The sequence below is a fragment of the Paraburkholderia sp. A1BS-2L genome, assembly GCF_051125205.1.
Lineage (GTDB): Bacteria > Pseudomonadota > Gammaproteobacteria > Burkholderiales > Burkholderiaceae > Paraburkholderia.
The window spans coordinates 633,936-657,661 of the sequence record NZ_CP120429.1 but is presented as its reverse complement, the minus strand read 5'-3'; the positions used below and the strand labels follow the sequence as shown (position 1 = coordinate 657,661).

The window sequence follows — 23,726 nt, the reverse complement described above, 5'->3', positions numbered from 1 at the left end:
GCGCTTGCCCACCGAAAGTATTTCGGTGGGGGCGCCATCAATCCGAACCGAGCTGCAGGCGGCTGGCTTGCCGCTTTTCGATCGATGACTTGAGAAGCGCTGCGCTGCGATAGATCCCGTGGGCGAACTTTCCGTAGGGCAGCGTGGCGAAGAGCGCCATCACGACGCCGAGGTGAAGGGCCAGCAGCCAGGCCATCGCGGCGCTATCGCGCCACGCGAGGAGCGCGAGGCCCGAGGCGCTGGTGAGCAGCAGCAGCGCGATGAAGCCGCGGTCCATCGGACGCTGCTTTGGGTCGCCGCGGTCCGGGTCGCGACGCAGGTTGAGCCAGAGCAGGCCCGCCGGTCCGGCGAGCAAGCCGATTCCGCCAGTCGTGCCGAGCAGCACGGGCAGGCTGAGCAGCGGGTAGGGCGCGTGGAGGTCGAGCGCGTAGTGATAGAAGGTGGCCACCACCGTTGCCGCGAAGCACAGCATGAAGCCATAGAAAGTCAAATGATGAAAACGCCGCCGCGCGAGCGTGAACGCATCATTCGATTCGTTGCAGCCTTCGCCATGGCCCCCGTCGAGATACGTCAGGGTGAGCGCATGCTTCGCGGCCTCGGCGACGGCCGGCGCGCTGGCCGGTCCCGCCGACACGTCACGCCAGAATCGCGACACGCCGACGCCGAGCGCGAGGATCGCGAAGCAGAAGAGCGCGCCGAACATCGCCGCGAGCAGGTTATGCGGGAAGATCGCGTAGAAGTTGCCGCCCAATGCGCCCGCGAACAGCGAGCCCTTGAACCCGATGCCAAGCGCCAGAAAGAGGGCGAGCCCGATCGCGAGTGCAAGCGCGACGGTCAAGCCATTGCGCTTGTAGAGCGCACCCATCGATGCGGGCCACGCATACTCCGCATAGGTTTCGACGCGGACCTTGGCCATTGCCTTCGGCACGTTCACGGCGAACTCATGGGGCGGCGCGTACTGGCAAGCGTGATAGCACGCGCCGCAGTTGTGGCACAGGTTGGCGAGATAGTTGACGTCCGCCTTGGCGAATTCGAGGCGCCGTGTCATCGCGGGAAAGACCGCGCAGAATCCTTCGCAGTAACGGCATGCATTGCAGATCTGCATCTGCCGTGCGACTTCCGCTTCATTTTGGGTGAGGGGGAGCACGCGGATGACCGGCGTCGCGGGCTCGCTCATGGTGGTGCGCGGGACGGCGACGGAAGGCGAGGCGAGTTCTCGCGCCTCGCGGGCAAGTGCTTCAAGCTTTTGCACGTTCAACTCCAGTGTGATGAGCGGCGGCCATCGCGGCGCGGGTGCCGGCAATGCGTCCGAACGCGGTGCCGATCGACATGCCGACGCCGGCCGTATAACCCTTGCCGAGCACGTTGCCGGCCATCATTTCCCCTGCTACGAAAAGGTTTTCGCTCGGGCGTCCGCCGAAATGGACCTGGGCGTGTTCATTGACCTTGAGCCCCAGATAGGTGAACGTGATGCCCGGGCGCAATGCATAGCCGAAGAAGGGAGGGGTATCGATGGGCCGCGCCCAGTGTGTTTTCGCTGGCACGAGACCTTCGGTGCGGCAGTCGTCGAGTGCCGTGTGATCGAAGGTGCCGGCGCGGCACGCGGCGTTGTAGGCGCGAATCGTCTCGACGAACGCGGCTTCGGGAAGACTCAGTTGACGCGCGAGATCGTTTGGCGAATCGGCTTTCGCGCCGGGAAAGACCGGAGGCATGAAGCGCCCGATGGCCTTCGCGTCAATGATCGAGTAGCCGATCTGGCCCGGCTGCTGCGCGACGAGCCGCCCCCAGATCGCATAGCGCTTTGGCCAGAAGTCTTCGCCTTCGTCGTAAAAACGCTGTGCGTCGCGGTTGACGACGACGCCGAGCGACACGCAGTCGATGCGCGTGCAGATGCCGCCATCATAGAGCGGCGCGCGGGCGTCGATGGCCACGCAGTGCGACTGCGACGGATCGCCAATCGCATCCGCTCCCGAGTCGATCATGTGCTTGAGCAGGACGCCCTGATTGAAGCGCGTGCCGCGAATGAGAAAGTTCTCGGCGGGCCATTCGCCGCGCTCGTTTTGTCCCCACGCTTCTCGCAGCCATTCGCGATTCGATTCGAACCCGCCGGCCGCGAGCACGCAGGCGCGCGCCTCGAAACGTTGCCCGCCGCTGCGCGCCGCGACGAAGCGGCCCGCCTCCAGCTCGATTGCGTCGACAGGCGTGTCGTAGCGGATCTGCACCCCGAGCGCTTCGGCGCTGCGGTAGTAGGCATTCACGAGCGCCTTGCCGCCGCCCATGAAGAACGCATTGGTCCGCGCGACGTGCAGGGCGCCGGAAAGCGGCGGCTGAAAGCGCACGCCGTGCTTGCGCATCCACGGACGGCACGTCGATGAGGCCCGGATCACGAGCCGCGCGAGCGCCTCGTTCGTGATGCCGCCGGTCACCTTGAGCAAGTCTTGCCAGTATTCCTCTTCCGGATACGCATCGACCAGCACGTCCTGCGGCGCGTCGTGCATGCAGCGCAGGTTGCGAGTGTGCTGGGAATTTCCGCCGCGCCATTCGCGCGGCGCCGATTCGAGAAGCAGGACAGAGGCGCCGGCTTCTCGCGCCATCAAAGCCGCACACAGCGCGGCATTGCCGCCGCCGATTACAAGAACGTCCACCATCTGAGTTGTCTCCTTTGAGACAACTATAAGAAGCGCCGGTGGGCGCCGCCATCAGGGGGCCGGGAAGGGGTCTTCAGGCTTTGTGAAGGGTGGGTCGACGCAGGGTTGCGCCAGGCCAGCGGCCAGCGGCGAGCGTATCGCGCGCGACGTCGGCGAGCACGACGCGTGCGGCAAGGCCGGCGGGCGAAAGCTCGTCGTCCGAGACGCTCGCGATCAGGTTCGGTCTCGTCGCGTATTTCTCGACCAGCGGCACGCTCGCCAGAGATGCGTTCTCGGCGCGTGCGAGCGCCGCTCCGGGCTGAATCGTTGCGCCGAGTCCGCCGCGCACGGCGTCCATGAGCATGGCGAGACCGTCGATCTCGGCGGCGATGCGCGGCGCGTAGCCGGCGCGCTTGAAGGCGGCGTCGAGCAGGGCGCGAAGGCCGTGTGCGCCGCTTGGCAGGATCAGCGGCAGGGCGCCCAGCTTCGCGATCGAGGTTCTCGGCCGCTCAGGCATGCCGGGCAGCGTCGCCGCACCGATCACGAACAGGCGCTCATCGAGCAGGGGCATGACGCTCCAGCGTTGCGCGGGCTCTTCGCGGAACAGGATCGCCAGATCGATTTGCCGTGCGCCGAGCATCGCGCCCAGATAACCGGAGAGGCTTTCGACCATGCGCAGCCGCACGTCGGGATAGCGCTCGCGCATCGCCTGCATGAAAGCGAGCCCGAGCACCCCTGCCGTGCTGGGCGCGAGCCCCACGCTGACGTGGCCCGAGAGGCGCGCCTGGCGGGCGGCCAGGGCGGCGTCGTCGATGTGGCGCAGCGCGAGTTGCGCCTGACGCCAGAATGCGAGACCGGCATCGGTGGGCACGACGCCGCTCGAGGTTCGCTGCAGCAGGCGCGTGGAGAGCTCGCTTTCGAGCCTGCTGATCTGCTGGCTGAGCGCCGACGTGACGACGCCCAGCTCGAGCGCCGCCCGGCCCATGCTGCCGTGTTCGATGACGCTGACGAAATATCGTAACTGCCGGAGTTCCATCGAAAGTCTCAGAGTTTGCGGTTCCGGAAGACCGGTTCGCGCGCATCCAGCGTAATGTGATTGAGCGCGACACCTTCATCTGCCCGCAAAGCAGGTTAATTTTTCGGTCGAAGCGCCGCCGCCGAGCCGATTGTAAACCTCGAGATGGCTTTCGGGCTTGCGCGCAATGATCATGTCCCCATGGTGCTCCGGCCCGGTTGCGTGTTCCACACAGTGGAACGGCTCCCTTGGTGTTCTTCGTGCGGCAACCATAATCGTGTTCATGCGGGATCCGACCGGACGGTCCGGGCCGCAATCCACATTCCGCAGCCAATAAATGACCGGAGACACCATGCAAGCAGTGACAAGTCCCTCGCCCGAGGCGACGGCCGTCCAGCATTCGATGACCGAAGCGGTATACCGCAAAGTGACATGGAGGCTGATGCCGCTGCTCTTCGTCTGTTATGTGTTTGCCTATATCGATCGAGCAAACATTGGTTTTGCCCACCTTCAGTTCCGGCGCGATGTCGGCTTGTCCGAGGCGGCGTTCGGACTTGGCGTGGGACTCTTCTACCTCGGCTACATGCTGCTGGAGGTGCCCAGCAATCTCTGGTTGCAGCGTATCGGCATTCGCCTGACGCTGTTGCGCATCATGACCTTCTGGGGCGTGGTGTCGGCCTGCACGGCATTCGTCCGCACCCCTATGGAGTTCTATTTCGCTCGCGTGCTGCTCGGCGTGGCCGAAGCGGGCTTCTTCCCGGGGGTCATCCTTTACTTCACCTACTGGTTTCCCGCCGCGCGGCGGGCCCGGGTGACGTCCCTTTTCATGAGCGCCATCTGCGTGTCAGGCATCGTCAGCGGGCCGGTGTCGGGGCTCATCCTGGAAAAGCTCACCGGTGCGCTCGGATTGAACGGCTGGCAATGGATGTTCATCATCGAGGGGGCGCCATCCATTTTGGCAGGCGTGGTTGCCTGGCTGTGCCTCACCGATCGGCCCGAAGAGGCGCGGTGGCTCAATGAGCAGGAAAAGGCCATCGTGCTCGATGCGCTGCACCGCGAAGCCGCACTGAAAGAAGCGCGTGCGCCGAAATCCATCTGGGTCGCGCTTCGGGAGCCGAAGTTCTACTTCCTCACCTTTGCCTATTTCAGCGTGCCCTGGGCCAGCATCGTGGTTCATATCTGGGCGCCGAGCGTCATCAAGAACAGTGGCGTGACGAACTTCTGGCATATCGGTGCGTTGTCGGCGATTCCGTACATCGTTGGCGCTATCGCGATGTATCTGATGGGGCGCAGCTCCGACCGCAGGCTCGAACGGCGCTGGCATTTCTTGGTCAGCTCGGCGCTCGCCGCAGTGGGCGTCGTGCTGCTGCCATTGTTCGCACATAACGTCGGTGCATTGATGGTGCTGCTGTGTGCCGCCACCGCGGGCTATCTCGGCATGCTCTCGCTCTTCTGGACCTTGCCGCCCGCCTATCTGAGGCCTGCGGTGGCGGCGAGCGGCATCGGCCTCATCAGCAGCCTCGGGCAGTTTGGCGGCATGCTCGCGCCGACGGTCATCGGCTTTGCTTCCACGCGGTTCGGCAGCAATGCGCCAGGGCTTTATGCCGTCGCGCTCGTCTCCATACTCGGGGGGCTCGCGATCGTGCTGGGCGTGCCGAGGCGCGCAATCAGCGAACAGTAACTCAGCCTGGCTCGAGCACCGCCACCGCATGAACGATAGCGTCGCGCAACTGCAGGAGCGGCGCCGCGAGCGCGGTCGAGACGCTGGATGGCGTGTCGGTCGTGCGCACGCTGAAATTCAGCATGACCGGCTGATGCCCCGGCACGATCAACGGCGTGGCAAGCGCGACAACTTCGGGCTGCCAGGTTGCCACGCAGTAACCCAGACGGCGCACTTGGTCGATGGCTTCGAGGATCTGCGTTTTCATGGGTTTCCAGCGTCGGCTGCTGCGGCGCTCGAGCGATGCGAGCCGGGCCGCGCGCTCGTCCTCGATCAAGGTCGACAAATGCGCGCGTCCCAGCGCGGTCAGCTCCATCGGCACGCGCTGACCGGAAACGACCGTGCGCAGCGCGGCACGCTGGTTGTAGCGGAAGGACTCGAGATAGACCATGTCGTCGCCATCGGCCACCGCGAGGCCCGCGTTGATCTGGCGCTTTTGCGCGGCTTCGCGCATCAGCGGCGCGCCCGCCTGCAGGACTTTCGATCCTGTGCGCATGGCGTGCGCCACGCTCAGTATCGGCACGCCGAGCCGGTAGACCTGGCGCGCGGCGTCGTGTTCGAGAAACCCGCACTCCACCAGCGTGCGCGCGAGGCGGCTCACCGTGGCCTTCGGCAATCCGGTGCGCTCGACGAAGTCGCCGTTGCCGAGTGCATCGGCGCCTGGGCCGAAGGCCCGCAGCAGTAGTAGCCCCCGTTCGAGAGAGCGGTTCAGTACGGCGTCAGGCGCCGTGCGAAGGGCCTTTTCAGAAGCATTCATCGTGTCGGAAGCAAAGGAGTGCCTGGCGCACGCGGTGCCGGGCCAGCGCCCCGGCTCGCACAAACGAAGCGGATCGGACCATTGCAGGCCGCCGTGGATTGTCTTCACCAACAGGAGCGATTTGAACCCATGAATATCCCCATCAAGCGCGCTGGTTTGCGTATTGTTGCACCGATACTGCTTTCGCTGTGCGGTGCCTTGACTGCGCAGGCCGCAGACGTCCATGTTCTTGCGACCGGGGCATTGTCGGCGGCCTTTCGCAAGATCGTCCCGGCTTTCGAAGCATCGACCGGCAAAAGGCTGATTCTGTCCTGGGGGCCTTCATACGGCAATTCGCCAGACGACTTGCCGGTGCGCATCAGGAACCACGAGCCGATGGATGTGTGTTTCATGATCGGCGCGGCGCTCGACGAGCAGATCCGCCAAGGTTATTTCGTCGAGGGCACGCGCACCGACGTCGCGATTTCACGCATCGGCATCGCCGTGCGCGCGGGCGTGCCGAAGCCCGACATTGGCTCGGTCGACGCGGTGCGAACGGCCTTGCTCGGCGCACACTCGATTGCGTTCTCGGAGGGCGCGAGCGGCAAGTACATCACCGAGACGCTCTTTCCGAAGCTCGGCGTGGCCGATGCCCTGCAACGCAAGACGGTCCAGATCAAAGGCAAGGAGCTGGTCGGCGTGGCGCTGAAACGCGGCGACGCGGACATGGGCCTGCAGCAGATCAGCGAGCTGCGCGCAATCGACGGCATCCAATACGTCGGGCCGCTTCCCGAGACGCTGCAAAAGGTGAGCGTGATCGCCGCAGCCGTCGCCCGGCATGCCGCGGAGCCCGACGCCGCAAGCGCGCTGATTCGCTATCTGCAGACGCCCGAGGCGAAACGCATCCTCGAGCAGGCCGGCCTTGATCCGGTCGGAGGCCCGGCTCCGCAGTGAACGGCGCAGTGCTGCGCCGTGCCGCGAGGCGCGTGCACGCGAGGGTACGCGAAGGTACGCGAAGGTACGCGAAAGCGGCCTTGTTCCATGCAGTGAAACGCGCCCGATGCCCGTCGCAAGCGCCAAGGCTATGCTTCATCACACGATGCGCCGCCTCGCACTGCGGCGCCATCCTCCAACTCATATCGTCCGAAGAGCCGTAACAACCATGAATACATCCATGATCGAGTTTGCAGTGGAATCGGGCATCGCGCTCATCACCCTGAACCGGCCTGAAAAGCGCAACGCCATTACCGACGACATGCGCTCCGAACTCATCACCCTGCTCGAAAACGTGGCGCGCGACGCCGCCGTGCGGGCCGTCGTTCTGACCGGCAACGGCAAGGGATTCTGCGCAGGCGGCGACGTAAGCGGCATGGCGCAACGTATGGAAGCGCCAGCCGGCGAAGTGGCGTTCAATGGCTGGTCGCGCCAGCAGCGCGTGCATCACAGCGTGAACCTGCTCTACTCGATGCCCAAGCCCACCATCGCGGCCGTCAACGGGGCAGCGGCAGGACTGGGCGCCGACATGGCGCTGGCCTGCGATTTCATCATCGCCTCGGAAGAAGCCAGCTTCGCATGGAGCTACATCCGGCGCGGATTGATTCCGGATGGCGGCGGCCTGTATTTCCTTCCGCGGCGCGTGGGTGTGCCGCGCGCGAAAGACCTGATCTTCAGCGGCCGCCGCGTCGAAGCGAAAGAGGCGCTAGAAATCGGTATCGCCGATCGCGTGTGCGCACCGCAGCGTTTGGTCGAAGAGGCCCGCGCCTGGGCGCTGGAGCTTGGCCAGGGCTCCGCTACGGCGCTGGCGCTCGGCAAGACCATCCTGAACCAGAGCTACGAATTGTCGGCACATCAGGTATTCGCTCAGGGCAGCCAGGCGCAGGCGGTCTGCTACACGAGCCGCGAGCATCGCGAAGCCGTGCATGCATTCCTGAACAAACAATGATAAGGACACCGTCATGAACGGAATTTCCCATCTGATGCGTCCGCAAAGTGTTGCGGTGATCGGCGCATCCGCCGATCCTTCGAAGACCGCTGGCCGGCCGGTTGCGTACCTGAAAAAGCACGGTTTCACGGGGACCGTCTATCCCGTCAATCCACGTTATGAGGCCATCGACGGGCTGAAGTGCTACCCGGACGTCGCATCCCTGCCGGCAGCGCCCGACGTCGGTATTGTGCTGCTCGGCGCGGAGCGCGCGCATCTCGCAGTGGGAGAGCTGGCGAAGCGCGGCGCACGCGCGGCAATCGTGCTCGCGAGCGGTTATGCCGAGACCGGTGCGCAAGGCGCCCAGCGCCAGGCTCAACTCCTGGAGGCGGCGGGCTCGATGCGGCTGCTCGGGCCGAATACGATCGGCCTCGTCAACCTGACGGACGGCATCACGCTATCGGCGAGCGGCGCGCTGGAAACCGATGGCTTGCTGGCCGGCAGCATCGGCGTGGTGTCGCAGAGCGGCGGCATTCTCGGTGCGCTGCTCTCGCGCGCGGCGGCGAGCGGCATCGGGCTCTCGAAGCTCGTATCGACCAGCAACGAAGCCGATCTGGACATGGCGGACTTCATCGACTATCTGGTTGACGACGATGCCACGTCCGTCATTGCGTTGTACATGGAAGCCGTGCGCCATCCGCAGCGCTTCCGTGCCGCTGCGTTGCGCGCCAGGCAAGCGGGCAAGCCGGTGGTTGCGTTCAAGATCGGACGATCGGAGTCCGGCGCCCGCTCGGCCGTCTCGCACACCGGCGCGCTGGCCGGCTCCGACCGGATGTACGACGCGTTGTTCCGCCAGACCGGCGTGATCCGGGCCGGCACCTTCGCAGACCTGCTCGACCTTCCCAATGCGCTTTCGGTGGGCCGGCACCCCGCAGGCAAGCGCGTCGCCATTCTGACTTCGACGGGCGGCGCCGGCACCCTGGTCGCCGACAGTCTGGGCGTGGCAGGCTTCGAAACGCCGCCGCCCGATGAGACGACCGCAGCCCGTTTGCGGGCGCTGCAAACGGGTGAGCACGCCGTGCTCGATCGCAACCCGATCGACGTCACGCTGGCCGGCCTGCAGCCCGAGTTGCTGCGCGGGGCAATCCGCACCCTGCTGGACAGTCCGGGCTATGACGCGGTCGCCGTCATCGTCGGCTCTTCGGGGCTGGCGATGCCCGATCTGATGGCCAACGCCATCCGGGATTCATTGCCCGGCACGAACAAGCCCGTGGTGGCGTACGTGAGTCCGCACGCACCGGCCATTACCCGTTTGCTGAATCGCGAGGGGGTGCCGGCCTTTACCAGCCCGGAGAGCGCGACGAGCGCAATCGAAGCGATGTGGCGGTACGGCGAGACATTGCGCGAGGGCCGTGACGGGCAAGCGCCGCTCCCGTGCGTCGAACCCGACGCGCTCGACCTGCCATCAGGGTCTCTCGATGAAGCCCAGGCGAAAGCACTGTTCGCGCGGTTCGGCGTGCCGTCGGTTAGAGAAGTCGTGGTCGGCAGCGCGAAGGAGGCCGAAGCAGCGGCATCCACGCTCGGCGACAAGGTCGTGCTGAAGCTGCTCTCGAACACCATTACGCACAAAAGCGATGTCGGCGGCGTGGCGGTCGGCGTCCCGGCCAGCTCGGTCGGCGCACGGCTCAACCGGATGCGCGACGAGGTCGAGACGGCAACGGGGACGCCCGTGCAGGCTTTCCTCGTTCAGGAAATGGTGACGGGAGGCGTCGAGCTCATTCTCGGTCTGCACCGCGACCCGCTGGGTACGGCCGTGCTTCTCGGCATGGGGGGCGTCACGGCGGAGCTGATCAAGGACACGTCGATGCGCATGCTCGATTCCGAGTCCGGTCTCTCGCGCGAAGAGGCGTTGGCACTGATCCGGGAACTCAAGACGTTTCCATTGCTCGACGGATTCAGGGGCCGACCGCGTGCGGATATCGATGCGCTTGCATCGGCGATTGTCGCGTTCGCACGCATGGCGGCCGCGGTTGGTTCGCGTTTGCTCGAGGCGGAGATCAATCCGATCTTCGCATTACCAGACGGGCAGGGCGTCAGGGCGGCGGACGGTGTCGCGGTGATCGGCTAAGGTGTCAGCGGCGACAAGCGCGCTCTGCATTGGCATGAAAGAGCGCCCGCCGCGCCGTGCGATCGCTGCCGGGATCAATTGATCAGCATCAAGATAAAGTGGCGGTCGAAGCCTACATTGAGTGTGGTCGAAGTGCTGACCTATATCGAGGAGAACACTCATGCAAGCATCGGACATCATGACCACGGACGTCGTGTCCGTCGCGTCCACCGCAACCGTATTCGAGGCGGCCGAACTTATGGCGAAGCATCACATCAGCGGCTTGCCGGTCGTCGACGAGGCCGGAACGATCATCGGTCTCGTGAGCGAAGGCGATCTGCTGCGCCGCGTGGAGACGGGGACCGGCAAGCCGCAGCGTTCGTGGCTCGCGGAGTTCCTGTATTCGACCCGCAAGCTCGCGGCGGAATACCTGAAGGAGCATGCCGTCAAGGTCAGCGACATCATGACGGAGAACGTAATTTCCGTGCTTCCGGCCACGCCGCTTGCCGAAGTCGCGGACTTGCTCGAGCGGCATCACATCAAGCGGGTGCCGGTGGTGGCGGACGGAAAAGTGCTCGGCATCGTGAGCCGCTCGAACCTGGTCGCGGCGCTTGCGCGCGCGGCGCAGGCCGGCCCCGAGGTGCTCGCTTCCGACGAGGCGATTCGCCAAAGCGTGTTGCATGCGCTCGATGCGCATCGCTGGGCGATGCCGGCGGATAACATCGTGGTGAAGGACGGGGTGGTCCATCTTTGGGGTACCGTGACCTCCGAGGAAGAGCGCAAGGCCATATCCGTGTGTGCCGAACGCGTCGCCGGCGTGAAGGGCATCGAGGACCATCTCGGCTATCCCACGTACTTCACGCCTATGTGAGCAATGGAGGCGGTGCGGCAAGCGGCCGTCGGGGACGGCGCTCGTCGCGCGGCGGCGCATGTCGTTGCCGCGCTGGACTTGCGCCTGGTTCGCGCCCAGTTCGACGCGTGCGCAAGTCGTCAATGTGGATCAGCTCATCGCCGGGACCGAGGCTTCGATGGTCCTGCCCGATGTGGCTTGCATCCAGTCACGGACCACCTTGCAGAGGAGCAGCGTGCACAGCACGCGCATGGCGCGGGCGGGGTTGCGCATGCAGGCATCGACCTGATGGCTGCGTCCTTGCCCGAGCACGCACCAGAGGCACAGGTGCTCGCAGTTGTTGGTCAGCAGCTTGTAGTTGTGCTCGCCGAGGCGAGATGCCGCGCGGCGCGCGATTTCGCGGCCGGTGTATTGCGCGTGTGGATGCTGGACGAGCTGGAGACCGAAACCCGCCGAAAAATCCTCGATCGAGATGACTTCGACCGGGCCGCTGCCGAGATGGCGGGAGAAACCGGCGTAGTGAATGACGCGGCCGTTTCCGATGTAGATGCCGTGATGCACATAGCCTGGCCGCCGCGTGGCGAGATGGGCTCCGACGGACAGATCGCAGGTGAACAGGACGTCTGTGCATTCCGATTCTTCGCGCTGGCCCATGATGGCTTGCTCCCGAACAGTGTGACGATCCGGATGCGACTGAAGCCGGGTCTTGCGGCATGGCCCGTGCGCAGTTGCTCTCGTCACGCCTTAAGTATTGGTTTTGGGGCGGCCGGCAACAATCAGCGCTAGCTGAGATTGGCGTGTGATGTGTAGTGTCGGTGTCGGAAATTGCCTACGCTGGAGGCGTGTGATGCTGATATCGAATCGGGAATAACGGGAAGAGCGAGAATTGACGCAGTGCCGGAGGATTCATTCCGGATCGACGGGAGATCGACGATGCGAGCCATGCTATTCGACGGTGCGAGTCCGCAGTTGCGGGAGGCCGATGTGCCGGACCCGGTTCCCGCAGCGGGCCAGTTGCTGATCGACGTTCATGCCTGCGGCGTGTGCCGCACCGACCTCCATGTGGTCGACGGCGATCTGCCGCACCCGAAGCGGCCGGTGATTCCGGGGCACGAAATCGTCGGCACGGTGGCGGCGCTCGGCGCGGGCGTCACGGGCTTCGCGCCGGGCGACCGGGTGGGCGTGCCGTGGCTCGGCCACACTTGCGGACAGTGCCGCTTTTGCCAGCGCGGGCGTGAAAACCTTTGCGACGCGCCCGGCTTCACGGGCTACACGATCGACGGCGGCTATGCCGAGCGCACGGTCGCCGACGCGCGTTATTGCTTCCACTTGCCGCGCCAGTACGGCGATATCGAAGCCGCGCCGCTTCTGTGCGCCGGGCTGATCGGCTACCGCACGCTGGCGATGGCGGGCGACGCGCCCTGTATCGGCATCTACGGGTTCGGCGCCGCGGCGCATATCGTGGCGCAGGTCGCGCGGCATCAGGGGCGCACGGTGTATGCGTTCACGCGTCCCGGCGACCTCGACGCGCAGCGTTTCGCGCGGCGCCTGGGCGCGGCGTGGGCGGGCGGCAGCGACGAGACGCCGCCCGAGCCGCTCGATGCCGCGCTGCTATTCGCGCCGGTTGGCGCGCTGGTGCCCGCCGCGCTGCGCGCCGTGACCAAGGGCGGCACGGTCGTGTGCGGCGGCATTCACATGAGCGACATTCCATCGTTTCCGTACGCATGGCTGTGGGAGGAGCGCCGCATCGTTTCGGTGGCGAACCTCACGCGCGAGGACGGCGCGGCGTTCATGGCCATTGCCGCAAGACACAAGATCGAGATCGAAACCACGGCTTGGCCGCTCGCGCGGGCGAACGAGGCGCTCGCGGACCTGCGCGCGGGCCGCTTCACGGGCGCCGCGGTGCTGACGATGCGCTAGGGTCTGTTCACATTGGAAACAGGCTTGCGCTGGCCGCCAGAAGGGCCGAGCGCGAGGATTGCGACGAAGCGAATACTCGACGTATTCGTGAGGAGCATGACGCGGCGATCGGCCCTTCTGGCGGCCAGCCCCTGGAATGAAATTGTTGATTTGGGGAACGTGCTTTTCCGGCCGCATTGCGACGCCCTCATTGCACTGCAGCCAGAAAGGCACGTTCGCAAGCCTGTTTCCAATGTGAACAGACCCTGGACCCCAAGGGTCGTTGCAGGCATCGCAGCCGGGCAACGGGGTAGTGGTGCAACGGTGGCGTTCGCCTGCGCGAGACTCATGCCGTCACGCTTGCCGGGCGGTCATCGGTCGTTTTGGCCTCGGGCGCTGCGGCCCGTGCGGGCACCAGCAGCACGGGGCGGCACGCACTGCGCAGCACGCGCTCCGCGACGCTGCCAAGCACCAGCCGCCGCACGCCGCGGCGTCCGTGCGTGCCCATGACGATCAGGTCCGCGCCCCACTCGGCGGCCACGCGTTCGATGCATTGCGCGATGTCTTCCACGCCCAGCTCGACTTCGGCCGTGCGCGGCGCGCCTTTCACGCCCGCGGATGTCATGCGCGTCTGGGCGTCGGTGCTGATCAGCCGGCTCTCTTCGACGTACGCATCGCGGACGATCGAGGGATCGAAGCCCGGCACGTCGTAGGCGAGCACCGGAATGTCGATCACATAAAGGGGCTGCAACTCCGCGCCGTGATCGCGCGCGAGCTGGATCGCGGCATCGAGCGCTGTGGAAGCGGTCTGGCTGCCGTCGAGTGCAACGAGAATGCGGGAATACATGGTGTGCCTCCAGGCTCGTCCGGGGACGCGGGAAGAGCGGCTTGCGGGACGTGTGGGGAGCGTGAGATGCGTGGCCGTTCAATGGGACATGAGCACGGGCAGCGTCATCGTGCTCAGGATCGAGCGCGTCGCGCCGCCCAGCACCGTTTCCTGTAGCCGCGCGTGGCCGTACGCCCCCATCACGAGCAGGTCGAAGCCGCCATCCGCAGCGTAGTTGAGCAGGGCGTCGCCGGTGGATTCCGAGGCGCCGCGGTCGATGTGGGCGATGTCGACCGTGTTCGCGCCATGGCGTGCGAGCATGGCCGCCAGATCCGTGCACGAAGCCGGAGACGCCCCGGACTTGAAGGTGCTCGACGTGGCGGCAATCGTGACGTGCGCGGCGCGCGCGATGAAAGGAATCGCATCGTGAACCGCGCGCGCCGCCTCGCGGCTGCCGTTCCACCCGATCAGCACGCGCTCGCCGACCGATTCGAAGTAGCCGGTGTACGGCATCACGAGCACGGGGCCGCCGGCGCCCAGCACGATGGACTCGGCGAAATGATCGGCCACGTAGGCCTCCGGTTCGTTCAGATCGGTTTGCCCGATGATGGTCAGGTCGGAACTGCGGCTGCGCTGCGTGACGGCGGCGACCGGTTCGTCCCCGGCGGCAAGCCACACGCCCTCGACCTGCGCGCGCGCAAGCTCCGCATGGAACAGCCGCTCGATCGCGGCGCGCTGCTCCGCGCGGAGCTTGCGGTGCGCGTCGTAGTAGTCGGCGGTGCCCGCCATCACATAGAACTCGCGCGGGCTCGGCTCGAAGACGGCGAACAGGCCGTTCAGATGCGAACCATACGTGCGCGCAAGCTTCAAGGCGAGCGAGAGCCGTGCGCTGGCGCGCGCGCTCGTATCCAGATGAACCGTCAAGGTCTTGTAGGTCATGGCAGGACTCCGGGAAGGAGGAGTGGCAATCGGGCGAGCGGCAATCGGCCAGCAATCGGCCAGCAATCGCGGGCCAGCAATCGCGGCCTAACCCGAAGCGGGCGACGAATTGATTCGAGTCTAAGAATGGGCGACCCATCGCCCTTGATTTAAATCAAGCGTCTGCTCGTGGCGAACGACCGCGCGACAGCGCGGCGTCAACGCGCCGGGCGGAAGCCCTGGCATTGAGCCAGATCAATTGAGAAAAGCCGCGTGTTCTTAGATTGAAGACGGAGCGCATCGCAGCGTGCGGTGCGCAAGGTGTGGGCACAAGCCCAGGCAGTCGTGCGGTTCGACGAGTGGACCGTGCGGCGAGTCACAGCTCAAAGGAGAAATGGCGATGAGCAATCTGACACGTTACGACCCGTTTTCGATCGAGCCGGTTTCCGACCTGTTTCAGGGGCTTTTCCGCCCGATGCGCAGTCTGCTCGCGACGGAGGACAACGATCTGGCGGCGATGAAGCTCGATGTGACCGAGAGCGATCAGGCCTACACGGTCAAGGCGGAATTGCCGGGCGTGAACAAGCAGGACATCGACGTCAAGATCGACGGCAATGTGGTGTCGATACACGCGAAGGTCGAACGCAATACCGAACAGAAGGAAGGCGAGCGGGTCATCCGCCGCGAGCGTTATAGCGGTGCGTTTGCGCGTTCATTCTCGTTGGCTAGCGATATCGACGAGAGTACGGCGAGCGCCCAGTATCAGGACGGCGTGCTGTCGCTGACGCTGCCGAAGAAGGCGCCGACGGAGCACAAGCGCCTGCAGGTCGAATAAGCACTGCATGGCTGGAACGGGAGGTCGGCACGCAGAGGCGGCGCAGAGCGTAGCCTCTGCGCTCTCTTGATTCCTTGCACGTTCAGGCCATCCGCAATACGCACAAGGCGCGCGCCGGCACGGGACGGCGCGCGCTTGTGCCGGGGAGTCAAAAATGAGACATTCGGCCACTCGATCGATCGACATGCCGGTCGTTGCGCCGTTCTCACGCATAGTTGTCCTGATGACTGGGCGTGAGCATGCGGCTTCGCTGCTCGACTGCGTGGCCGGCTGGGCACAGCACGGTGCGCGCGTGCACGTGTGCTTCGCGGCAATGGCGCCTGGGCCTTCGGAGGCAGGCGCGGGAACCCGGGCCGAGCAAGATGCCGTCAAGCGGATCCTCCGGAGCGCGACCGTCGACGCGGCCTGCGAGACGCTCGCGCTGCGCGGCATCGAGGCCCATCCGGAGATCCTCGAGCCGAGCGAGGGCGAGGGGCAGACAGAAGCGTTCGCGCGCGCCATGCGCGCCTGGCAAGCGGATCTCGCGATTGGCGCGCCCTCGGATCCGGTCGCGCTCGCGGGTTTGTCGGCGTGTGCCGTGCTGGTGCTGCCGCAGCCTTTCGCGCGCCGATGCCAGGTGCCGCCGCAGCGCATTTTCGTCGCGAGTGACGGGAGCGCCGCGTCGGCTGTTGCGGTTCGGCAAGCCGCGCGCGTCGCGTTCGCCGGCGCTGCGCTGCGGGTGGGCTATCTGGCCTGCGACCCGGCGTCGGCGCGGCATCCCGAAGACTTCGAAGCGGTCGTTCTGCCGGCGCGGCACGATGGCGACGCCGCTGCGCACGCGATCGTCGAGGCCGCGCTGCAATGGCGCGCCGACCTGCTGGTAGTGGGCACGCGCGGCGGCCACGAGGGCGGGCGGTGGCGCTTCGGGAGCGTCGCGGCCGAGGTCGCGCAACGTACCGTATTGCCGCTGCTGCTCGTGCCGCAGCTTTCAGGACAAGCGTCGCTCGCGGGCGTGAGCGGCATCCATTGAATTGATATGCGTCAACGGGCGCAGCACGCCGAACCTTATCCTGAATTTAATCGCTAGCTGGAATGGTTTGTCGCTGGCGCGGTGAGGAGAACTGGTCATGGAAATTTCGTTCCCGCGGGTAGCGCCCCAGTACGATGCGGAGTGCTACACCCTGGTGTTCCCGGTTCATGTGGACGGCAAGCGGATCCAGTGTGGCATTACCGCCGAGGCGCTCGAAGACCATTTCGGCGCGGCGTCGATCCGCGAGACGGATCTCGTCTCGGCATTCTGCGAGCATCGCGGCGCCATCGAGGACGCCGCGGCCTCGCTGATCGAAGCCACCCACGGCGTGCCGATCCTGCTGCACAGCGGCATATTCCGCGTTTGTGGCCGATGACGCGAGCCGCTATGTACGCCGCCACGTACGCCATTGCTTACGCCACCAGACGCGCCACCAGCGCGGGACGGAGATCGAGGTCATGACACTCAAGGGCACAGTCAACTCGGGCACATGGATCGTCGAAGCGATCACGTCGCCCGCGCCGCACGGCGGTTTTGCCTGCCATATCAGCATTACGCAGAGCGAGCCGGAGCAGCCGTTTGGCCATGCGTTCGCGCATCATCGAACCTTCGACACGGAGGCCGCCGCAGTGCTGGACGGCCTGCGCGAAGGCATGTTGTGGGTCGATCTCAAGAACCTGCATGCGTTTCGCGTATAGGCCGCGGCAAGGCCGGAAGCTCAAGAGCAGGACGAGGCAGGGGAGCCAGTGCGATGGGACTGGGAATGCAAATTGTGTATCTGGGCTTTGCGGGCACCGCTGCCATCGAGGCGGAAGCCGGCGTGCAGCTATTGCGTCTCGAGCGCTTCAGCGGCTTGCTCAAAGCCTGTCATCTCGCCATCGAGTCGGTGCGCAAGTCGGGTCATGCAGACGTCTACGATGTGCGGCTCGATCTGCTTTCCGCTGCGAGCGAACTCAAGCCCATCGTTCATAGCACCGGCGAAGATCCGATCGCCGCCATGCGCGAAGTCTTCGATGCCGCCGAGCACGAGTTGCGACGGGCCGGCACTTCGGGCTGCGCGGCGCAAGACGGCCGCATGCGGCGCGATCATTGAAATTGAGAGGGCGGGGATCGGGCGATGCCGGATCGTTCCGCGTGCGTTTGCGGCCGCGAGAACGCGGCTTGCCTGGCACGGGTTGACTGGCCTTATCGGCTATTGGACTATCGGCTGCCTGGCTACTGGCTCAGCACCCACTGGACGAGCTTGCGGGCGTCCGCGGCCGAAAGCGGGCCGCCGCGATCCTCGGGCAACGGCATGGCCATGTCGCCCCAGTGCGCCTTGCCGCCGTGCCGGAGCTTCTCCACCAGCATCGTGGTTGCGTTGGGCTGGTTGCGGTAGCGCTCCGCGATCTGGTGGAACGATGGCGCGAGAAAGGGTTCGTCCGACGTATGGCAGAACATGCAGTGCTGCTGATCGACGAGATCGGTCGGCTCAGCAACAAGCTCGGCGAACGCGCTGGCCGCCGGCAGAAAAACCGCCAGCGCCGCGGCCGCGCCCACGAGGATCGCGCGAACCGGAAGCCGGCCCGGCTCGCGCCGCCGCGCAATGGCGGCCGGGGTAGCGGCCGGGATAGCGGCTGGCGTGGCGGCGGGGATGCGTTGGCTAGGCATGGCGGGTCTCCTTGGGGCGGCGCTCGGGCCGCAAAGGCTGGCTGTCTCGGCCCATGCTCCCATTGGCGGGCGCCATGCCGTTGACCTTGGTCAATCGCTGGGTCGATGCTGATTCAATCGCCGCGTCAATCGCTGGATCAATCCGATAAGCGCGGCGCGGATCACACGCGCGCGAGACCTTCCGAATCGACGATGCGGATCTGCTTGCCGGCCGGCTCGACCAGCCCGTCCCGGTGAAAGCGCGAAAACATCCGGCTCACGGTCTCGAGTTTCATGCCGAGAAAGCAGCCGATTTCCTCGCGGCTCATCTTCAGATTGAACTGCGCGCCGGAGTAGCCGCGCGTGCGAAAGCGCGCAGCGAGATCGAGCAGGAAGGCCGCCAGGCGCTGCTCCGCGGTCATCGTGCCGAGCAGCATCATGAGGCTCGATTCGCGCACGATTTCGCCGCTCATCAACTGGTAGAGATGGCGTTGCATGCGGCGGCTTTCGCGGCAGAGCGTCTCGAACTGGCCGAACGGAATGATGCAGACCGTGCTGTCTTCGAGCGCGATCGCGTCGCAGTTGTGCGTGCCGGCGCATACGCCGTCGAGGCCGAGCGGCTCGCCGGGAATCTGGAAGCCCGTGACCTGCTCGCGGCCGTCGCGATGCATGACGACCGTCTTGAACGAGCCGGTGCGCACGGCGTACAGGCTCTGGAATGCGTCGTGGGTGCGAAACAGGGTTTCGCCGCGACGCACGTTGCGGGTCGTTAGGACCACGGTATCCAGTTGCTGAAGCTCGGCGGTGGTGAGATCGGCGGGCATGCAGACCGCGCGCAGCGAGCAGGTGGAGCAGCGCGAGGCCGGGTGGCGCGGGGCCGCTTCCCGCACTGCGGGCTGCAGCGTAATCACTGGCCAGGGCAGCGCCGCAGAAGCAGGCACGGAGGAATCGCAGGCAGGCTCGGCATACATGACAGTCTCCAGTTCATCGCGCGAGCTGTGCGTGGGATTCACGCAGCTTCGGGCGAATCAGTTTGGCTTCCATGCAGGCAGTATCGGCGACGCCATCTCGGAAATAAATCGGCGGCGATGGAAAGCAGCGTACGCAGGATAGAAGTTGTGTAGGGCAATTCCTACAGACGTGCGGCATCGCGACGCTGAGCCCTGTGGCGATGCACCTCTGGCAAGGCTCAGGGCTCGTCCTCATCGTCGAGCAGCTTGTGGCGCAGGGCATAGCGCACGAGGGCGGCCTCGTGGGGCATCTCCATCTTTTCGAGAATGCGCACCTTGTAGGTGCTGACGGTCTTCGCGCTCACGCAGAGCGCCTGGGCGATCTGGCCGATGGATTCACCGTTGGCGAGGCGCCGGAACACCTCGAACTCGCGGTCGGAGAGCCGCTGATGCGGCAGCGTGTCGGCGGGCTCGTTCAGGCTTTGCGCGAAGCGCTCGGCCATGGCCATGCTCACGTAGACGCCGCCCGTGGCGACTTTCGTCACGGCGTTCACGAGTTCCGCGCTGGCGCTTTCCTTGGTGAGATAGCCCGACGCGCCGGCCTTGAACGCGCGCACCGCGTATTGCTGCTCGGCGTGCATGGTCAGCACGAGAATGCGCAGCGCCGGCTGTTCGTCCTTGATCTGCTTGATGAGATCCACGCCGCTGCGCCCCGGCATGGAAAGGTCGAGCACCAGCACCTTGGCGGCGCGCTCGCGCACCAGCGCGAGCGTGGTGGCGCCGTCGCAGCCCTCGCCCACGATTTCGAAATCGTGGGCGTCCTCAAGGATGCGGCGCAGGCCATCGCGCACGAGCGTGTGGTCGTCGGCGAGGATCACCTTGATCATGAAGCGGTCTCCTCTGACACGAGGGCGTCGAGCTCGAAGGTGATGGAAATGGCAAAGCCTTCGCCGGGAGCCGTATCGATCTCGACGACCCCATTGAACATGTGCGCGCGCTCGCGAATGCCCAGCAATCCGAACGATTTGTCGTGGCGGGTGCGGCTCAGCGGGTTGCCGGGGTCGTCCTGGGCGCCGCGGCCATTGTCGACAATGCTCAGGATGCACTGCTGGCCGTGGACTTCGAGGTTCAGGATGACGACGCTGGCTTCGGCGTGGCGCGCGACGTTGGTGAGCGCTTCCTGAATGATGCGAAAGAGCGCCGAGGCCGCTGCGCTCGAGAACGCCGTGTCAGCGGTGTGGATGTGCCGCTGCACGTCGATGCCGTAGCGGCTCGTGAAATCGTTCGCGAGCCATTCGATGGCCGGCACGAGCCCGAGGTCGTCGAGCATCACGGGGCGCAGGTCGGCGGCGATGCGGCGCACCGCCCGTACGGTCGAATCGATCAGCTTGCTCATGCCGTCGAGGCGCCCGGCGATGTCCTCGCCGACGGCGGCGGCGCCGAGCCGGTGCGCGAGCGCGGAGAGATCGATCTTGAGCGCCGTGAGCCGCTGGCCGAGATCGTCGTGGAGCTCGCGGGCGATACGCGTTTTTTCGGCTTCGCGCACGTTCTGCAGGTTGGCCGAGAGCTCGCGCAGCTCTTCGCGCGAGCGCTTGAGCGAGTTCTCCGCGCGCAGCCGTTCCGTGATGTCGCGCAGCATGACCGTGTAGAGCTTGCCGGAGGCGTCGCGGATCTGCGAAATCGATGCTTCGATGGGAAATTCCTCGCCGTTGGCGCGCAGGCCGAACAGCACGCGCTGCTGGCGGCCCATCTGGCGCTCGGTGACGCCCGTGGCGCCGAACTGGTCGACGTGGTGCTCGTGGGCCGAGCGAAAGCGTTCGGGAATGAAGCGTGCAAGCGGCGCGCCGATCGCTTCCATGGCGGAGAGCCCGAAGATGAACTCGGCGGCCGGATTGAAGATCACCACGCGCTGCGCTTCGTCCACGGTGATGATGGCCTCCATCGACGACCGGATGATGCCCATCATGCGCGCTTCGTTCAGACTGGCGTCGGTGCTGGCCGGATCGGGCACGACAGCCGGAGCCGCAGCCGCACTGGCGAGACGGTAGGCGAGCCACGCGCAGAGCGCGGCCGCGGCGGCGCCGGCGAGCAGAACGGCCGCGGCGCAGGTGGCCGCGCCCGTGACGAACGGGCTGCCGTCCGTGCTCGCATCGAGCGTGAGCGTGGCGCCGCCGAACGCGAGGGTGGCGCGGTGCTCGAAGCGCGCGCCGGGCATGACTTCGGCGCCTTCGGTCGGGGCGCTGCGGAACACCTCGGCAGCCGGCTGCGCGGCATGGACGGTTAGCGCGAGATCCGGCTGGGCGGCGAGTATCGGCTCGAAGAGCCGCCGTGCGTCGAGCACTGCCACGGCGAATCCCGCGGGCGGCTGCTGCGCGTCGTGCGCAGCACCCCGCGAGGCGTAGACGGGCAGATAAAGCATCAGGCGAGGCGGGACGCCGTCCGAGGCCGGCTCGGCAGTGAGCCCGGCCTTGCCGGTTTGCACGGCGTAGCGGCGCGCCACCACGCTGGCGACGCTCTGGAGCCGCACATTGCCGGGTTCGGCGGCGATCCCGGCCCACAGCGCAGTGGCATCGGGCTGCGCGGGCGCCGCGTGTTGCGCGCCGGAGGGGGGGACGGACGATTGCGAAAAATAGCCCATGGCAACGACTGCGAGGCGCGAGTTTTCCAGATCGGCGGCGCCGACCTCGCGCTGCCAGTCCTCGGCATTGGGAACGGGGTTCTGCGCGAGCCATCCGCGCGCGCCGCGCAGCATGGCTTCGTCGGCGACAAGCGCCTGTGCGACGGTCTCGCGCAGCGCGGACGCGCGGCGGGCAAAGCGCTGCCCGGCGGCGGTCTGCCACTGCTGCGCAACAAACGCCGCGACGACGAGCGCGAGCGTCAAAACGACGACGAATGCCAGCGCCGATGCCACGGCCGGCTGGCGAATCTGGGCAAGGCGCCTGCGCGCCGCGCCGCGGGCGGCGCTTTCGTGCGGCTTAGCGCCTGTGCTCATGGAAACGGTCCAGAACGAAATGACGCTTGTATGGAACGGGTGCGTGAGCCATTCACATTGGGAAAGTAGCGGCTTCATGGGAGAACGCCCGCTGCCCGACATCGCAGGGGCTGCCTGACAGAATTTTATGTGCAGCGCCCGCGCGTGTCTGGAAAAACTTGCGCGTTGTGCGGCGCGGCGCGCAATCCCGCCCGGGGGGCGGGCGCGCGCCGGTCCGGCGCAGCCCGCTCAGGCTACTGGCCGCGCGGCATCCGTGGCATCCGCGGCTTCGCGGAGCGGGCATGGAAGGGTGCGAGCGGGGTTCTCGGGAAGTTCGATCGTCTGGCCTTGCTCCGGCACGCAGCAGTCCCAGTGCAGCGTTTCCGCGATGCGCCGGCGCAGCGCGTCGGCCGCGGCAGGTTCGCCGTGCGTCACGAAGGTGCGGGTGGGCGGGCACGTCATGCCGGCCAGCCAGCGCAACGTCTCCCGGTAGTCCGCATGCGCCGACAGCGACGAGATCGAGGCGATTTCGGCGCGCACGCGCACGTAGTCGCCGTGCAGCTTGATGGCCGGCGCGTGCGCTTCGAGCGCCGCGCCGCGCGTGCCGGGCGCCTGGTAGCCCACCAGCGCGATGGTGTTGCGCGGGTCGGACGCATAGAGATTCAGGTGATGCAGCACACGCCCGCCCGTGGCCATGCCGCTGCCCGCGATGATGACCATCGGCCCGTTGCGCGAAGCGATGGCCTTCGAGTCGTCGACACTGCGCGTCATGAACGCCGCGTGGTCGATGGCGTGCAGCTGCGAGATGGTCAGCTTGTGCTCGCGCATATGGTGCCGATAGAGCTCAGTGACGCTGATCGCCATCGGGCTGTCGAGATAGACCGGCACGTTCGCCATGCGCCCCGCCTCCTTGAGGTGCGCGATGTAGTACAGCACCTCCTGGGCGCGCCCGACCGCGAAGCAGGGCATCACCACGAGGCCGCCGCGCGCAAAGGTGCGCGCGAATACATCGGCGAGTTCGTCTTCGGGATTGAGGGCGGCGTGCAGCCGGTCGCCATAGGTCGACTCGACCACGAGATAGTCGGCGTGCACGGGCGGCACCGGCGCGCGCATGAGCGGATCGTCGGGGCGTCCGAGGTCGCCGGAGAACGCAAGCACCGTATGCCCGCTGCACAGCACGACGCTCGCGGCGCCGAGGATATGCCCGGCAGGCAGAAAGCGGAACGTGAGATTCTCGCCGAGCGAGACCGGCGCATCGAACTCGCGCGCGCCGATGAGCCGCAGCGCCGCTTCGGCGTCTTCGAGCGTGTAGAGCGGCAGCGCGGGATGGTGCTTCGAAAAGCCGTGGCGGTTCGCGAACGCGGCGTCCTCCTCCTGCAGGCGCGCGCTGTCGCGCAGCATGACTTCGCACAGATCGGCGGTGCCCGGCGTGCAATAGACCGGTCCGCGGAAGCCATTGCGCGCCAGCACCGGCAGATAGCCGCAGTGATCGATATGCGCATGCGTGAGGATGACGGCGTCGAGCGTATCGGCCGGAAACGGCAACGGCTCCCAGTTGCGCAGCCGCAGGTTCTTGGTGCCCTGGAACAGCCCGCAGTCGATCAACACCCGCTTGCCTTGCGCTTCCAGCAGATAGCGCGAGCCCGTGACCGTCTGCGCCGCGCCCAGAAAAGTCAGCTTCATCATGCTCTCCTCGCCATGCACCCCAAGGTG

At 66.2% G+C, this 23,726-nt stretch carries 24 protein-coding genes; 11 read left to right on the top strand and 13 right to left on the bottom strand.

The window, feature by feature from the left end; all coding sequences use genetic code 11:
• Nucleotides 1-37: 37 nt before the first annotated feature.
• From tcuB to P5W98_RS17790, 4 genes are all read right to left on the bottom strand, one after another.
• The gene (gene tcuB, locus P5W98_RS17805) at nucleotides 38-1,252 is read right to left on the bottom strand and encodes a tricarballylate utilization 4Fe-4S protein TcuB (protein WP_421026710.1); all 1,215 of its coding nucleotides are present in this window, start codon (nucleotides 1,250-1,252) and stop codon (nucleotides 38-40) included.
• A complete protein-coding gene (tcuA, locus tag P5W98_RS17800) occupies nucleotides 1,239-2,648 on the bottom strand; it encodes an FAD-dependent tricarballylate dehydrogenase TcuA (protein WP_421026711.1) in 1,410 nt (469 codons plus the stop codon). The genes tcuB and tcuA overlap by 14 nt, the downstream gene beginning before the upstream one ends.
• Before the next feature lie 73 nt (nucleotides 2,649-2,721).
• Nucleotides 2,722-3,663: a LysR family transcriptional regulator gene (locus P5W98_RS17795; RefSeq protein ID WP_421026712.1), complete on the bottom strand. Its 942-nt coding sequence runs from the start codon at nucleotides 3,661-3,663 to the stop codon at nucleotides 2,722-2,724.
• Between the two features lie 75 nt (nucleotides 3,664-3,738).
• Nucleotides 3,739-3,927: a hypothetical protein gene (locus P5W98_RS17790; protein WP_421026713.1), complete on the bottom strand. Its 189-nt coding sequence runs from the start codon at nucleotides 3,925-3,927 to the stop codon at nucleotides 3,739-3,741.
• Nucleotides 3,928-4,084: 157 nt separating this feature from the next.
• Between P5W98_RS17790 and P5W98_RS17785 the strand changes: the two genes are divergently transcribed.
• The gene (locus P5W98_RS17785; protein ID WP_421026714.1) at nucleotides 4,085-5,323 is read left to right on the top strand and encodes an MFS transporter; all 1,239 of its coding nucleotides are present in this window, start codon (nucleotides 4,085-4,087) and stop codon (nucleotides 5,321-5,323) included.
• Nucleotide 5,324: 1 nt separating this feature from the next.
• Here P5W98_RS17785 and P5W98_RS17780 read toward each other — a convergent pair whose 3' ends face one another.
• Nucleotides 5,325-6,119 carry an IclR family transcriptional regulator gene (locus P5W98_RS17780; RefSeq protein ID WP_421026715.1) on the bottom strand — a complete coding sequence of 265 codons (795 nt, stop codon included), beginning with the start codon at nucleotides 6,117-6,119 and terminating at the stop codon, nucleotides 5,325-5,327.
• Nucleotides 6,120-6,248: 129 nt separating this feature from the next.
• Between P5W98_RS17780 and P5W98_RS17775 the strand changes: the two genes are divergently transcribed.
• The 4 genes from P5W98_RS17775 to P5W98_RS17760 all read left to right on the top strand — a co-directional run bounded on the left by P5W98_RS17775 (nucleotide 6,249) and on the right by P5W98_RS17760 (nucleotide 10,997).
• Nucleotides 6,249-7,052, top strand: coding sequence for a substrate-binding domain-containing protein (locus tag P5W98_RS17775; protein ID WP_421026716.1), 804 nt, complete (start codon nucleotides 6,249-6,251; stop codon nucleotides 7,050-7,052).
• 208 nt (nucleotides 7,053-7,260) lie between these two features.
• Nucleotides 7,261-8,040 (top strand): enoyl-CoA hydratase/isomerase family protein, encoded by a 780-nt coding sequence (locus tag P5W98_RS17770; RefSeq protein ID WP_421026717.1) that lies wholly within the window; start codon nucleotides 7,261-7,263, stop codon nucleotides 8,038-8,040.
• 13 nt (nucleotides 8,041-8,053) lie between these two features.
• Nucleotides 8,054-10,147 (top strand): acetate--CoA ligase family protein, encoded by a 2,094-nt coding sequence (locus P5W98_RS17765; protein ID WP_421026718.1) that lies wholly within the window; start codon nucleotides 8,054-8,056, stop codon nucleotides 10,145-10,147.
• A 160-nt stretch (nucleotides 10,148-10,307) separates the two neighbouring features.
• Entirely contained in the window at nucleotides 10,308-10,997 is a 690-nt protein-coding gene (locus P5W98_RS17760) for a CBS domain-containing protein (RefSeq protein WP_421026719.1), read from the top strand.
• 129 nt (nucleotides 10,998-11,126) lie between these two features.
• Here P5W98_RS17760 and P5W98_RS17755 read toward each other — a convergent pair whose 3' ends face one another.
• Nucleotides 11,127-11,630 carry a lecithin retinol acyltransferase family protein gene (locus P5W98_RS17755; RefSeq protein WP_421026720.1) on the bottom strand — a complete coding sequence of 168 codons (504 nt, stop codon included), beginning with the start codon at nucleotides 11,628-11,630 and terminating at the stop codon, nucleotides 11,127-11,129.
• Between the two features lie 279 nt (nucleotides 11,631-11,909).
• On the opposite strand from P5W98_RS17755, the gene P5W98_RS17750 reads away from it, so the two are divergent.
• Complete coding sequence (locus P5W98_RS17750) at nucleotides 11,910-12,896, top strand: zinc-dependent alcohol dehydrogenase family protein (RefSeq protein WP_421026721.1); 987 nt, start codon at nucleotides 11,910-11,912, stop codon at nucleotides 12,894-12,896.
• A 325-nt stretch (nucleotides 12,897-13,221) separates the two neighbouring features.
• On the opposite strand, the gene P5W98_RS17745 is transcribed toward P5W98_RS17750, so the two are convergent.
• The gene (locus P5W98_RS17745) at nucleotides 13,222-13,722 is read right to left on the bottom strand and encodes a universal stress protein (protein ID WP_421026722.1); all 501 of its coding nucleotides are present in this window, start codon (nucleotides 13,720-13,722) and stop codon (nucleotides 13,222-13,224) included.
• A 78-nt stretch (nucleotides 13,723-13,800) separates the two neighbouring features.
• Nucleotides 13,801-14,640 (bottom strand): universal stress protein, encoded by an 840-nt coding sequence (locus P5W98_RS17740; RefSeq protein ID WP_421026723.1) that lies wholly within the window; start codon nucleotides 14,638-14,640, stop codon nucleotides 13,801-13,803.
• A 379-nt stretch (nucleotides 14,641-15,019) separates the two neighbouring features.
• Here P5W98_RS17740 and P5W98_RS17735 point away from each other — a divergent pair, with 379 nt between their 5' ends.
• From P5W98_RS17735 to P5W98_RS17715, 5 genes are all read left to right on the top strand, one after another.
• Nucleotides 15,020-15,454 carry an Hsp20/alpha crystallin family protein gene (locus tag P5W98_RS17735; RefSeq protein WP_421026724.1) on the top strand — a complete coding sequence of 145 codons (435 nt, stop codon included), beginning with the start codon at nucleotides 15,020-15,022 and terminating at the stop codon, nucleotides 15,452-15,454.
• Nucleotides 15,455-15,608: 154 nt separating this feature from the next.
• A complete protein-coding gene (locus tag P5W98_RS17730; RefSeq protein WP_421026725.1) occupies nucleotides 15,609-16,463 on the top strand; it encodes a universal stress protein in 855 nt (284 codons plus the stop codon).
• A gap of 97 nt (nucleotides 16,464-16,560) precedes the next feature.
• Nucleotides 16,561-16,839, top strand: coding sequence for a DUF1488 domain-containing protein (locus P5W98_RS17725; protein WP_421026726.1), 279 nt, complete (start codon nucleotides 16,561-16,563; stop codon nucleotides 16,837-16,839).
• A gap of 82 nt (nucleotides 16,840-16,921) precedes the next feature.
• Nucleotides 16,922-17,161, top strand: a complete 240-nt coding sequence (locus P5W98_RS17720; RefSeq protein WP_421026727.1) for a hypothetical protein — start codon at nucleotides 16,922-16,924, stop codon at nucleotides 17,159-17,161.
• Nucleotides 17,162-17,226: 65 nt separating this feature from the next.
• Nucleotides 17,227-17,556: a hypothetical protein gene (locus P5W98_RS17715; RefSeq protein WP_421026728.1), complete on the top strand. Its 330-nt coding sequence runs from the start codon at nucleotides 17,227-17,229 to the stop codon at nucleotides 17,554-17,556.
• Nucleotides 17,557-17,678: 122 nt separating this feature from the next.
• Here P5W98_RS17715 and P5W98_RS17710 read toward each other — a convergent pair whose 3' ends face one another.
• From P5W98_RS17710 to P5W98_RS17690, 5 genes are all read right to left on the bottom strand, one after another.
• Entirely contained in the window at nucleotides 17,679-18,002 is a 324-nt protein-coding gene (locus tag P5W98_RS17710) for a c-type cytochrome (protein ID WP_421027086.1), read from the bottom strand.
• A 272-nt stretch (nucleotides 18,003-18,274) separates the two neighbouring features.
• On the bottom strand, nucleotides 18,275-19,063 hold the full coding sequence (locus P5W98_RS17705) for a helix-turn-helix domain-containing protein (protein ID WP_421026729.1): 789 nt from the start codon (nucleotides 19,061-19,063) through the stop codon (nucleotides 18,275-18,277).
• Between the two features lie 218 nt (nucleotides 19,064-19,281).
• Nucleotides 19,282-19,929 (bottom strand): response regulator, encoded by a 648-nt coding sequence (locus P5W98_RS17700; protein ID WP_421026730.1) that lies wholly within the window; start codon nucleotides 19,927-19,929, stop codon nucleotides 19,282-19,284.
• Entirely contained in the window at nucleotides 19,926-22,034 is a 2,109-nt protein-coding gene (locus P5W98_RS17695; RefSeq protein WP_421026731.1) for a PAS domain S-box protein, read from the bottom strand. The genes P5W98_RS17700 and P5W98_RS17695 overlap by 4 nt, the downstream gene beginning before the upstream one ends.
• A 228-nt stretch (nucleotides 22,035-22,262) precedes the next feature.
• Complete coding sequence (locus P5W98_RS17690) at nucleotides 22,263-23,696, bottom strand: MBL fold metallo-hydrolase RNA specificity domain-containing protein (RefSeq protein WP_421027087.1); 1,434 nt, start codon at nucleotides 23,694-23,696, stop codon at nucleotides 22,263-22,265.
• Between the last annotated feature and the right edge of the window lie 30 nt (nucleotides 23,697-23,726).

Bases quoted from the DNA above. Each gene is read 5' to 3' on its own strand.
- tcuA (WP_421026711.1), bottom strand. From the start codon at position 2,648: ATGGTGGACGTTCTTGTAATCGGCGGCGGCAATGCCGCGCTGTGTGCG.
- P5W98_RS17795 (WP_421026712.1), bottom strand. From the start codon at position 3,663: ATGGAACTCCGGCAGTTACGATATTTCGTCAGCGTCATCGAACACGGC.
- P5W98_RS17790 (WP_421026713.1), bottom strand. From the start codon at position 3,927: ATGAACACGATTATGGTTGCCGCACGAAGAACACCAAGGGAGCCGTTC.
- P5W98_RS17785 (WP_421026714.1), top strand. From the start codon at position 4,085: ATGCCGCTGCTCTTCGTCTGTTATGTGTTTGCCTATATCGATCGAGCA.
- P5W98_RS17780 (WP_421026715.1), bottom strand. From the start codon at position 6,119: ATGAATGCTTCTGAAAAGGCCCTTCGCACGGCGCCTGACGCCGTACTG.
- P5W98_RS17775 (WP_421026716.1), top strand. From the start codon at position 6,249: ATGAATATCCCCATCAAGCGCGCTGGTTTGCGTATTGTTGCACCGATA.
- P5W98_RS17770 (WP_421026717.1), top strand. From the start codon at position 7,261: ATGAATACATCCATGATCGAGTTTGCAGTGGAATCGGGCATCGCGCTC.
- P5W98_RS17765 (WP_421026718.1), top strand. From the start codon at position 8,054: ATGAACGGAATTTCCCATCTGATGCGTCCGCAAAGTGTTGCGGTGATC.
- P5W98_RS17760 (WP_421026719.1), top strand. From the start codon at position 10,308: ATGCAAGCATCGGACATCATGACCACGGACGTCGTGTCCGTCGCGTCC.
- P5W98_RS17755 (WP_421026720.1), bottom strand. From the start codon at position 11,630: ATGGGCCAGCGCGAAGAATCGGAATGCACAGACGTCCTGTTCACCTGC.
- P5W98_RS17750 (WP_421026721.1), top strand. From the start codon at position 11,910: ATGCGAGCCATGCTATTCGACGGTGCGAGTCCGCAGTTGCGGGAGGCC.
- P5W98_RS17745 (WP_421026722.1), bottom strand. From the start codon at position 13,722: ATGTATTCCCGCATTCTCGTTGCACTCGACGGCAGCCAGACCGCTTCC.
- P5W98_RS17740 (WP_421026723.1), bottom strand. From the start codon at position 14,640: ATGACCTACAAGACCTTGACGGTTCATCTGGATACGAGCGCGCGCGCC.
- P5W98_RS17735 (WP_421026724.1), top strand. From the start codon at position 15,020: ATGAGCAATCTGACACGTTACGACCCGTTTTCGATCGAGCCGGTTTCC.
- P5W98_RS17730 (WP_421026725.1), top strand. From the start codon at position 15,609: ATGAGACATTCGGCCACTCGATCGATCGACATGCCGGTCGTTGCGCCG.
- P5W98_RS17725 (WP_421026726.1), top strand. From the start codon at position 16,561: ATGGAAATTTCGTTCCCGCGGGTAGCGCCCCAGTACGATGCGGAGTGC.
- P5W98_RS17720 (WP_421026727.1), top strand. From the start codon at position 16,922: ATGACACTCAAGGGCACAGTCAACTCGGGCACATGGATCGTCGAAGCG.
- P5W98_RS17715 (WP_421026728.1), top strand. From the start codon at position 17,227: ATGCAAATTGTGTATCTGGGCTTTGCGGGCACCGCTGCCATCGAGGCG.
- P5W98_RS17705 (WP_421026729.1), bottom strand. From the start codon at position 19,063: ATGTATGCCGAGCCTGCCTGCGATTCCTCCGTGCCTGCTTCTGCGGCG.
- P5W98_RS17700 (WP_421026730.1), bottom strand. From the start codon at position 19,929: ATGATCAAGGTGATCCTCGCCGACGACCACACGCTCGTGCGCGATGGC.
- P5W98_RS17695 (WP_421026731.1), bottom strand. From the start codon at position 22,034: ATGAGCACAGGCGCTAAGCCGCACGAAAGCGCCGCCCGCGGCGCGGCG.
- P5W98_RS17690 (WP_421027087.1), bottom strand. From the start codon at position 23,696: ATGAAGCTGACTTTTCTGGGCGCGGCGCAGACGGTCACGGGCTCGCGC.